The sequence below is a fragment of the Streptomyces sp. NPDC047525 genome (genome assembly GCF_040643025.1).
Classification (GTDB): Bacteria; Actinomycetota; Actinomycetes; order Streptomycetales; family Streptomycetaceae; genus Streptomyces; species Streptomyces durmitorensis.
On the sequence record NZ_JBEYTL010000002.1, the window covers coordinates 263,822 to 275,080 of the forward strand.

The following is an 11,259-nucleotide window of genomic DNA, read 5'->3' on the forward strand; positions in this document are numbered from 1 at the left end:
GCGCCTGCCTGAAGGGGGAAGTGGTGGAGTCGTCGGTGGTGGCGGAGCTGATCGCCGCACGGGTGGAGTCGTCGCCCGGCGCGGTCGCGGTCGAGGGCGAACGGACGCTGTCGTACGCGGAGTTGTGGACGCGGTCGGGCCAGTGGGCGGCGCATCTGGCCGGACTCGGAGTGGGCCGGGGCGACCGCGTCGCGGTGGTGATGGAGCGGTCGCCGGAGCTGGTGACGGTGCTCCTGGGCGTGTGGCGGGCGGGCGCGGCCTACGTTCCCGTCGACGCGGGTTCACCGTCCGAGCGCATCGCCTTCGTCGTCGAGGACTCGGCTCCCGCGGTGGTGCTGTGCACCGCTGACCGCAGGGGCGTGGTGCCGCAGAGCGCCGCCGTGCAGGTGGTGGACGACGCGCGGGTGCGGGCGGCGGTGGCAGCCCTCGACGGCGGCGACGTCCGCGCGCCGGTGGACGGGCGGGACGTGGCGTACGTGATGTACACGTCGGGTTCGACCGGGGTGCCCAAAGGCGTCGCGGTGCCGCACGGAAGCGTCGCGGCGCTTGTCGGCGAGGAAGGCTGGGCGATCGGCCCTGACGACGCGGCCCTGATGCACGCCCCGCACGCCTTCGACGTCACGCTGTTCGAGATGTGGGTGCCGCTCGCCGCCGGTGGCCGCGTGGTGATCGCCGAACCGGGCGCGGTGGACGGCCAGAAGGTGCGCAGGCACGTCAAGAACGGCGTGAGCGCCGTGCACGTGACCGCGGGTTCGTTCCGCGTCATGGCCGAGGAGTCCCCGGACTGCTTCACCGGACTGCGCGAGGTGCTCACCGGCGGTGACGTGGTCCCGCCCGGCTCCGTGGCCCGCGTGCGCGAGGCCTGCCCGGACGTGACCGTCCGGCACCTGTACGGCCCGACCGAGGTGACCCTGTGCGCGACCTGGCACGTGCTGCGGCCGGGCGACAAGACGGACTCCGTGCTCCCGATCGGGCGCGCGCTGCCCCGCCGGCGGACCTTCGTCCTGGACGCGGCGCTGCGGCCGCTGCCCGCCGGCACGGTGGGGGAGCTGTACGTGGCGGGGCCGAGCCTGGCGCGGGGCTACTGGAACAGCCCCGGTCCGACGGCGGACCGATTCGTGGCGTGCCCGTACGCACCGGGCGAGCGGATGTACCGCACCGGCGACCTGGTGCGCGAGACCGATGACGGAGAGCTGCTCTTCGTCGGCCGCGTGGACAGCCAGGTCAAAGTCCGGGGATTCCGCGTGGAGCTGGGCGAGGTGGAGGCGGCTCTGGCCGCCCACCCCGCCGTGGCCCAGGCCGTGGTCGTCGCCCGCGAGGACCGGCACGGTGAACGCCGCCTGGTCGGCTACGTCGTCCCGGAGGAGCCGGAGGGACTGGACCCCCGGCTCGTCCGCGACGACGTAGCAAGGACACTGCCCGAGTACATGGTCCCCACCGCGGTACTGGCCCTCGCCTCCCTCCCCGTGACCCGCAACGGCAAGGTCGACCGCGACGCCCTGCCCGCCCCCGACTTCGCCGCGAAGGTCACGGGCCACGCGCCGCGCACCGAGGACGAGGCGGTCCTGTGCGCCCTGATGGCGGAGCTGCTCGGCCTGGAACGCGTCGGCGTCGCGGACAGCTTCTTCGAGCTCGGCGGCGACTCGATCATGTCGATGCAACTGGCCGCCCGCGCCCGGCGCGCGCACCTGTTCTTCAGGGCGGAGGACGTCTTCGAGCACGCGACACCGGCGGCCCTGGCCGCGGTCGCCCGGTCCGGGGAGGGGTCCGGGGAGCGGCCCGGGGTGCCGGGCGGGCCCGGGGAGCGGCAGGAGACGACCGGGCGCGACCGCTCCGCCGGTTCGCTCATGGGCGACCTCCGCGAGGACGAGACCGACCGGCTGCGGGCCGCGGTGCCAGGGCTGGTGGACGTATGGCCGCTGTCGCCGCTCCAGGAAGGGATGCTCTTCCACGCCACCTTCGACGACGACGGGCCGGACGTGTACGCGAGCCAGCGGACGCTGGCCCTGGACGGCCCTCTTGACGCCGACCGTCTGCGGACGTCGTGGCGGACACTGCTCGCCCGGCACGCCGTGCTGCGCGCGAGCTTCCACCAGCGCGACTCCGGGCAGACGGTGCAAGTCATCACGGACGGCGCCGAGTTGCCCTGGCGCGAGGCCGATCTCTCGGAGCTGCCGGAGGGTGATGTGCCCGCCGAGGTGGCGCGCCTGGCCCAGGCCGAGCGTGCCGAGAAGTTCGACCTCCGGGCGGCACCGTTGCTGCGGCTGCTCCTGATACGCCTCGGCGCCGGCCGGCATCGCCAGATCGTCACCGTCCACCACTCCCTGGTGGACGGCTGGTCCACCGACGTCATCTTCGCGGAACTCTCCGAGCTGTACGCGGCGGGCGGCGACGGCCGGACACTGCCCACGACGACGTCGTACGGGACATACCTGGCCTGGCTCGACCGTCAGGACAAGGAAGCGGCGCGCGACGCCTGGCGCGCCGAGTTCGCCGGGGCGGACGAGCCGACGCTGATGGTGCCCGACGAGCCGGCCGGGCCGCAGGTCGTGCCGGAACCGGTGCCGTTCGAGTTGACCGAGGAACTCACCCGCGGTGTGGCCGAGTTGGCCCGGTCCCAAGGGGTGACCGTCAACACGGTCGTGCAGGGCGCGTGGGCCCAGGTGCTCGCCCGGCTGGTGGGGCGCACGGACGTGGTGTTCGGCACTCCGGTGGCGGGCCGTCCCGCGGAGCTGCCGGGGGTCGAGTCGGCGGTCGGCCTGTTCCTCAACACCGTGCCCGTACGGGTGAGCCTGGCGGCCGACCAGTCGGTCGCCGGGATGCTCGCTGACCTGCGGGAGCGCCAGGTCGGGCTGATGTCCCGGCAGCATCTGGGGCTCCGCGAGATCCGCCGAATCGCCGGGCCCGGCGCGGTGTTCGACACGCTCGTGGTGTTCGAGAACCTTCCCCGGACGCCCGACGGGACCGGTGCCGCAGCAGAGCTGGCCATCCGTCCCGTAGGGGAGCCGGAGGACAGGGGCCACTATCCGCTGGCGCTGATCGTGGTCCCTGACACCCGGCTGCGGGGGCTCGTCGTGCACCGCCCGGACGTGGTGGGACGCGACCGGGCCCAGGCCGTGGTCTCCTCGCTGGTGCGCGTCATCGAGCAGATGGTGGCGGATCCTTCGTCGCCGGTGGGACGGCTCGACATCCTCACCGAGACCGAACGCGCGCTCGTGGCGCGGGAGCAGGAACGGCAGCGGGGGGAGCGAAACGCGTCGGCGCGGGCAGCCATGCCCGACATGACGGCACCGGACCTCTTCGCCGAGCAGGCCGCGGCCACGCCCGCCGCCGTGGCGGTGGTCGACGGCGAGCGTTCGCTGACGTACGGCGAACTGGCCGCCCGCGCCAGGCGACTGGCGCGCTGCTTGACGGACAGGGGAGTGGGTCCGGAGACACGGGTGGCCGTCATGGCGGACCGCTCGGCGGAACTGGTGACGGCCCTCCTCGCGGTGGCGGCGGCCGGAGGTGTCTACGTCCCCGTGGACCCGGGGCTCCCCCCGGCGCGGCTGCGCCTGCTCCTCGACGACGTGGCCCCGCCGGTCCTGGTCTGCGCAGAGCAGACCCGCGACGCGGTACCGGAGGAGTTCACCGGCCAACTGGTGCTCCTGGACGCCCCGTTGACCACCCGGGCAGTGGCCGGACAGACCGTACAGACCGGGTACGCCGGTCACGCGGACGGCCCGATGAAGGACGCGGAGCGGCGCACACCGCTCACCGCTTCCAACGCGGCGTACGTGATCTACACATCCGGGTCGACCGGCACCCCCAAGGGCGCGGTCGTCCCCCACCGGGGCCTGCGCAACCTTGTCGCCGACCGCATCGCGCGGTACCGCATCGACGCGGACAGCGCGGTGCTCCAACTCGTCTCGCCGAGCTTCGACGTCTCCATGTCGGACATCTGGCCGGTGCTCTGCGCGGGCGGCCGACTGGTCCTCGCACCGCCCGCGCGGCGGCACGCGACCGGCGAGGAACTGGTCCACCTGATGCGCACGCAGCGGGTGACGCACGTCGCGATGACACCGACCCTCCTGGCGCAGCTTCCGCCGGAGGAGCTGCCCGCGCTGCGCGTCCTGGTCATCGGCGGCGAACCCGTCTCCGACGAGCTGCGCCGTCAGTGGTCGGTGAACCGCGAGATCTACAGCGAGTACGGGGTCACCGAGGCGACGGTCGCCTCGACGGTGAGCCGCCCTCTCGGCGCCCACGACGAGCCGTCGATCGGCCGCCCGGTCGCCAACACCTCCGCCCACGTCCTTGACGCGTTCCTGCAGCCGGTGCCCGCGGACACGGTGGGCGAGCTGTACGTGGCGGGCGCGGGCCTGGCACGCGGCTACCTGCGGCGGACGAGGCTGACGGCGCGGCGCTTCGTGGCGAGCCCGTTCGCGCACGGCGAGCGGATGTACAGGACCGGGGACCTGGTGCGCCGCACCGGCACCGGCGACCTCGTCTACGCGGGTCGGGCCGACGCACAGGTGAAGGTGCGCGGATTCCGGGTGGAGCTCGGCGAGATCGAGGCGGCCCTCAGGGGGCATCCCGCCGTCGACCGGGCCGTGGTGATCCTGAGGCAGGACCGGCAGGGGGAACGCCGCCTGGTCGGCTATGTGGTGGGCACCGACGCCCGAGCCGAATCCCGGGTCCAGGCCGAGGCCCGAGCCGACCGCCGGGTGGACCCACGGCCCCTGGACATGCAATCGGTGCGCGATCACGCGGCCAAGGCGCTGCCCGAGTACATGGTGCCCGCGGCCGTGCTCGCCCTCGACACGCTGCCCGTCACCCCGAACGGCAAGGTCGACGTCCCCGCGCTCCCCGCGCCCGACTTCGCCGACCATGTGTCGGGCCGGGCGCCGGAAGGCGAGGCGGAGGAGATCCTCTGCGCCCTGTTCGCCGAGGTCCTCGGCCTTGAGCGGGTCGGCGCCGACGACAACTTCTTCCGGCTCGGCGGGGATTCGATCAGCTCGATGCAGCTGGTGAGCCGCGCCCGCAGGGAGGGTGCCTTCTTCAGCGCCCAGGACGTGTTCGAGCACGGGTCGCCCGAAGGCCTCGCGCGCGTGGTCAGGCTCGGTGCCGGACGCGTGTCGGGACCGGACGTGGGCGAGGGCGAGATCGCCTGGACACCCGTGATGCGGGCCCTGGGCGAGCGGGCACTCGGTGGCGGATTCACTCAGTGGGTCGTGATGGGCACCCCCGCGGGTCTCGGCGGCGAAGTCCTGGCGGCGGGCCTGGGCGCCGTACTCGACACGCACGACATGCTGCGCGCCCACGCGGTGGCCGACGACGACACCGGACCCCGCCTGGTGGTGGGCGAGCGCGGATCCGTCGATGCCGCCCGCCTGATCACCCGGCTCGACGCTGCGGAGGTCCCTACGGAGAGCCTGGACGGGCTCGCGGGCCGTGCCGCGCGCGATGCGGTCCTGCGCCTGGATCCCTTCGCCGGTGCGATGGTCCAGGCGGTGTGGCTGGACGCGGGACCTGAGCGCGTCGGCCGACTGGTCCTGGTGGTGCACCACTTGGCGGTGGACGGGGTCTCGTGGCGGATCCTGGCCCCGGACCTGCGCGCCGCGTGCGAGGCGGCGGCCGCCGGGCGGGAGCCGGGGCTCGACCCCGTCGGCACGTCCTTCAGGCGCTGGTCCAGGCTCCTCGTCGAGGAGGCAACCGGCAGCGACCGCGTCGCGGAACTCGACGCCTGGACCAGGCTGCTCGGCGACAGGGCGACGGCGGAACCACCCCTCGGTCACCGGGCCCTCGACCCGGCACGGGACACAGCGGCAGGCATGCGCCACCGGTCCTGGACCGTCCCGCCCCAGCAGGCGGCCACGCTCGCGGGATCCACACCGGCCCTCTTCCACTGCGGAGTGCACGAGGTGCTCCTCGCCACGCTGGCCGGAGCCGTGGTCCAAGGGCGGCGCGGCACTCACGGAACGGTCCTGATCGACGTCGAGGGACATGGACGCAAGCCGGTCCAGGACGCCGATCTGCTGCGCACCGTCGGGTGGTTCACCAGCGTGCACCCCATCCGCCTCGACCTGACCGCCATCGACACGAGGGGGGCCGCAGCCGGTGGACCGGACGTCGGCTCGCTCCTGAAGGCGGTCAAGGAGCAGGCGCGGGCGGTGCCGGGCGACGGACTCGGATACGGCCTGCTGCGCCACCTGAACTCCGAGACCGGCCTGGTGCTCGCCGCGCTGCCCGGCCCGCAGGTCGGCTTCAACTACATGGGCCGCTTCCCCGCGGTCGGTGGAACAGGCGATGTCCGGCCCTGGCAGATGGCCGGTGAAGAGGCGATCGGAAGCTCCACCGCGGCGGCCATGCCCGCGACCCACACCCTTGAGGCGGGTGCCACCATCCGCGACGCCGCCGAGGGGCCCGAGCTGACCCTCTCGCTGAGCTGGCACGGCGCGGTCCTCGACGAGGCAGTGGCGGAACGCGTCGGCCGCCACTGGCTCGACCTGCTCGCGGGCCTGGCAGCCCACACCACCGACCCGACAGCGGGTGGCCACACCCCGTCCGACTTCCCTCTCGTCGAGCTCGCCCAGGACGAGGTCGAGCAGTTCGAAGCGATGGCAGCAGAGCTCGAAGGAGGGCGTTCGCTGTGAAGACTCCCACCCCCGCCACGGGGCACGCACCCGCCGCCCACCGGCCGGCTCCGCACGCCAAGGGTTCCGCGCTCGCGGAGGTCTGGCCGCTCTCGCCCCTGCAAGAAGGGCTCCTGTTCCACGCGGACTTCAACGGTCAGGGACCCGACGTCTACACCGTGCAGAACATCCTGGCGGTCGAAGGCTCACTGGACGCGGCCCGCTTCCGCGCTTCCTGGGAGGCGCTCCTGACCCGGCACGCGGCGCTGCGGGCGAGCTTCCAGCGGCGCAAGACCGGCGAGGCCGTGCAGCTCATCACCCGCGAGGTCGTCCTGCCGTGGAGCGAGGCCGACGTCTCGGACCTCACCGAGGCCGAAGCGGCGGCCGAGACGGAGCGCCTTGCCGCACGTGAACGCGCGGACCGGATCGACCCGGCGGCGGCGCCCCTGATGCGTCTGCTCCTGATCCGCACCGGCGAGCGCCGTCACCGCCTGGTGATGACGAGCCACCACATCCTCATGGACGGCTGGTCGGCCCCGCTCCTGCTCAACGAGCTGGCCGAGATCTACGCGGCGGGCGGCGACGCCTCGGCCCTCACGCCCGCGACGTCCTACCGCGACTACCTGGCCTGGCTCTCCCGCCAGGACAAGGAGGCCGCCCGAGCCGCCTGGAAGGCGGAGCTGGCAGGCGCGGAAGAACCGACGCAGGCCGTGGCAGGCCCCGCGAACCCGGCACACGGCGACACACCCCCGAAGAAACGCTCCTCCCACCTCACCCAGGAGACGACCGAGACGCTCGCCGCCCTGGCCCGCGCCAACGGCCTGACGGTGAACACCGTCGTCCAGGGAGCGTGGGCGCTGCTCCTTGCCCGCCTCGCCGGACGTACGGACGTGGTGTTCGGCGCGACGGTGGCGGGACGCCCTCCGGAACTGCCGGGCGCCGATTCCATGATCGGCCTCTTCATCAACACACTCCCGGTACGGGTCCGGCTCGATGGTTCGCAGCCGCTGCTCGACATGCTCCGCGAACTGCAGGACCGCCAGTCGGCGCTCCTCGCCCACCAGCACCTGGGCCTCTCGGAGATCCAGCAACTCGCGGGACCGGGAGCGGGTTTCGACACGCTCCTGGTGTACGAGAACTACCCCCGGCCGCCCGGAAGGGCGACCGCACCCGACGCGCTCTCCATCACCACGGTGGAGTCCCGCCAGGCGACGCACTACCCGCTGTCGATCGGCATCGCCCCCGGCGAACGTCTCCAGGTGAATGTGACGTACCGGCCCGACCTGGTCGACGAAGCCGTGGGCGAGGCGCTCGCCGGGCTGCTGACCCGGGTCCTGGAACGGATGGTGGCCGATCCGTCGGTGGCGGTGGGACGCGTAGGCGTGGCCCGCGCGCTGCTCACGCCCGGCGCGGCGGTGGCTCCAGCGGGTGAGCCGGTGCCGGAGCTGATCGCGAAGCGTGTGGAGGCGTCACCGGATGCGGTGGCAGTCCAAGGCGAACGAGCGCAGTCCTACAGGGAGTTGTGGGACAAGGCAGGGCGCTGGGCGGCGCACCTGGCCTCACACGGGGTCCGGCGGGGTGACCGTGTCGCTGTGCTGATGGAACGGACGCCGGACCTGGTGGCCGTGCTGCTGGGAGTGTGGCGGGCAGGCGCCGCCCATGTGCCGGTGGACGTCAGCTCGCCGGTGGAGCGAGTGGCCTTCGTGCTGGGGGACGCGGCCCCGGCGGTGGTGGTGTGCACGTCGCAGAGCCGCCCCGTGGTGCCGGAGGGCTTCGCCGGGCGGCTGCTGATGGCGGATGACCCGCGGGTCCAGGAGGCGCAGGCGGCCACTGAGGGCGGGGAGTTCAGGGAGCTCGATACGCCGGTGGCGGCGCATGACGTGGCGTACGTGATGTACACGTCGGGTTCGACGGGTGTGCCCAAGGGCGTGGCGGTGCCGCACGGAAGTGTGGCGGCGCTGGTGGGGGAGCGGGACTGGGGGGTCGGCCCGGCGGACGCGGTCCTGATGCATGCCCCGCACGCCTTCGACGTATCGCTGTACGAGATGTGGGTGCCGCTGGCCGCCGGTGGCCGCGTGGTGATGGCAGCTCCCGGTGTCGTCGATGCCCAGCAGGTGCGTGAGCACGTGAAGGCAGGCGTGAGCGCGGTGCATCTGACCGCCGGTTCCTTCCGGGTGCTCGCGGAGGAGTCCCCGGAATGCCTCGCGGGACTGCGTGAGGTGCTGACCGGAGGGGACGTGGTCCCGGCCGCATCGGTGGCGAGGGTCCGGCAGGCGTGCCCCGAGGTCACGGTCCGCCACCTGTACGGCCCGACGGAGACGACGCTCTGCGCGACCTGGCACGTACTGGAGCCGGGCGACGCGATGGACTCCGTACTGCCCATCGGGCGTCCGCTGCCCCACAGGAAGGCCTTCGTCCTGGACGCGTTCCTCAAGCCCTTGCCGCCGGGTGTGACCGGCGAACTCTATGTCGCGGGCGCGGGGTTGGCGCGGGGCTACTGGAACAGCCCTGGCGCGACGGCGGACCGGTTCGTGGCGTGCCCGTACGCGCCCGGCGAGCGGATGTACCGCACCGGCGACCTGGTGCGCGAGACCGACAACGGAGAGCTGCTCTTCGTCGGCCGGGCGGACAGCCAGGTCAAAGTCCGGGGATTCCGCGTCGAGTTGGGTGAAGTCGAGGCGGCCCTGACCGCCCACTCCGCCGTGGCCCAGGCCGTGGTCGTCGCCCGTGACGACGGTCCAGGTGAGCGCCGCCTCGTCGGCTACGTCGTCCCGGACGGCCCGGCGGTCGACCCCGTACTCGTGCGGGACGACGTCGCCCGAGCGCTGCCCGAGTACATGGTGCCCAGCGTCGTGCTCGCCCTCGACGCCCTGCCGGTGACCCGCAACGGCAAGGTCGACCGCGCGGCCCTGCCCGCACCCGACTTCGCCGAACGCGTCTCCGGACGCGCACCCAGGACCGAGGCCGAGGAGACACTGTGCCTCCTCTTCGCCGAGGTGCTGGGGCTTGAGCGCGTCGGTGTCGAGGACAGCTTCTTCGAGCTGGGCGGCGACTCGATCATGTCGATGCAGCTGGCCGCACGCGCCCGCCGCGCGAACCTGCTCTTCAAGGCGCAGGACGTCTTCGAGCACGAGACACCCGCCGGGCTCGCGGCCGTGGGCCGCCTCGCGGGCGAGGCGTCGGTGCCGCCGGACGTGGGAGTGGGCGATGTGCCCTGGACGCCCGTGATGCGGGAGCTGGGCGAGCGGGCCGTGGGCCCGAGGTTCGCCCAGTGGGCGATCGTCGCGGCTCCGTCCGGCCTTGAACGGCATGTCCTGGAGGGTGCGTTGAGCGCGGTCGTGGACACCCATGACGTACTCCGCTCCCTGGTGTCCGTGGGGGAGACGGGGCCGCGGCTGCTGGTCCGCGAGCAGGGCTCGGTGGATGCCGGGACCCTGGTCACCCGCGTGAACGCGACCTACGCGGTGGCCGGCACCCTCGACGCCATCGCGGACGAGGCGGCACAGGAGGCGGCGGAGCGCCTCGATCCATCGGCCGGTGTGATGCTGCAGGTGGCGTGGGTGGACGCCGGGCCGGGGCGGGTCGGGCGACTGGCCTTCGTGGTGCATCACTTGGCGGTCGACGGGGTCTCGTGGCGCATTCTGGTACCGGACCTGAAGGCCGCGTGCGAGGCGGTGGCGGCCGGTCGTGAGCCGCGGCTCGACCCGGTGGGCACGTCCTTCAGGCAGTGGTCGCGGCTGCTGGTCGAGCAGTCCACCGGAGAGGCACGGGTCGCGGAACTCGCCGAGTGGACCGCTCTGCTGGGGAAGGCCGAACCCCCGCTCGGAAAAAGGGAGTTGGATCCGGACCGGGACACCGCGGCCACCCTGCGCCGCCGTTCGTGGACCGTGCCGACCCGGCAGGCCGAGACGTTGACGAGCCGGACGCCGACCGTCTTCCACTGCGGTGTGCACGAGGTGCTCCTGTCCGGCCTGGCGGGAGCGATCGCCCACTGGCGGCAGGAGGCGGCCCCCGGCGTCTTGTTGGACGTGGAGGGACACGGCCGGGTGTCGGCCGAAGGCGTGGATCTGTCGCGCACGGTGGGCTGGTTCACCGACGTCCATCCGGTCTGCCTCGACCTCGGGACGGTCGACGTGAGTCAGGTGGTGGCCGGTGGTCCGGCGGCCGGAGCACTGCTGAAGACGGTCAAGGAGCAGGCGCGGGCGATACCGGGCGACGGACTCGGCTTCGGGCTGCTACGTCATCTCAACCCCGCCACCGCAGCGACACTGGCGGCCCTGCCGCGCCCGCAGATCGGCTTCAACTACCTGGGCCGCTTCACCGCCGACGCGTCGAGCGCCACGATCGGCGGCTCGCTCGACCCGGCCATGCCCGCCACGCACACGATCGAGGCGGGCGCGGTCATCGTCGAGACGGCCGCGGGACCCAGGCTGACCCTCACGCTGAGCTGGGCCGCCGCGCTCCTGGACGAGGCGGCGACCGAACGCCTCGGCCTGCTCTGGCTCGACCTGCTCGCCGGTCTGGCGGCCCACACCGCCGATCCCGCCGCGGGCGGACACACGTCCTCCGACTTCCCGCTCCTGGACCTCGCGCAGGACGAGGTGGACGAGCTCGAATCCGGTTTCGCCGACGACATCCCCTAGCCCAA

The 11,259-nt window shown here is 73.2% G+C and carries 2 protein-coding genes; both read left to right on the forward strand.

All coding sequences use genetic code 11. The annotated features are described in order from the left end of the window. Positions 1-23 precede the first annotated feature (23 nt). Complete coding sequence (locus ABZ833_RS06575; protein WP_361041973.1) at positions 24-6,632, forward strand: amino acid adenylation domain-containing protein; 6,609 nt, start codon at positions 24-26, stop codon at positions 6,630-6,632. Beyond that, positions 6,629-11,254, forward strand: coding sequence for an amino acid adenylation domain-containing protein (locus ABZ833_RS06580; protein WP_361041976.1), 4,626 nt, complete (start codon positions 6,629-6,631; stop codon positions 11,252-11,254). The genes ABZ833_RS06575 and ABZ833_RS06580 overlap by 4 nt, the downstream gene beginning before the upstream one ends. Positions 11,255-11,259: the final 5 nt, after the last annotated feature.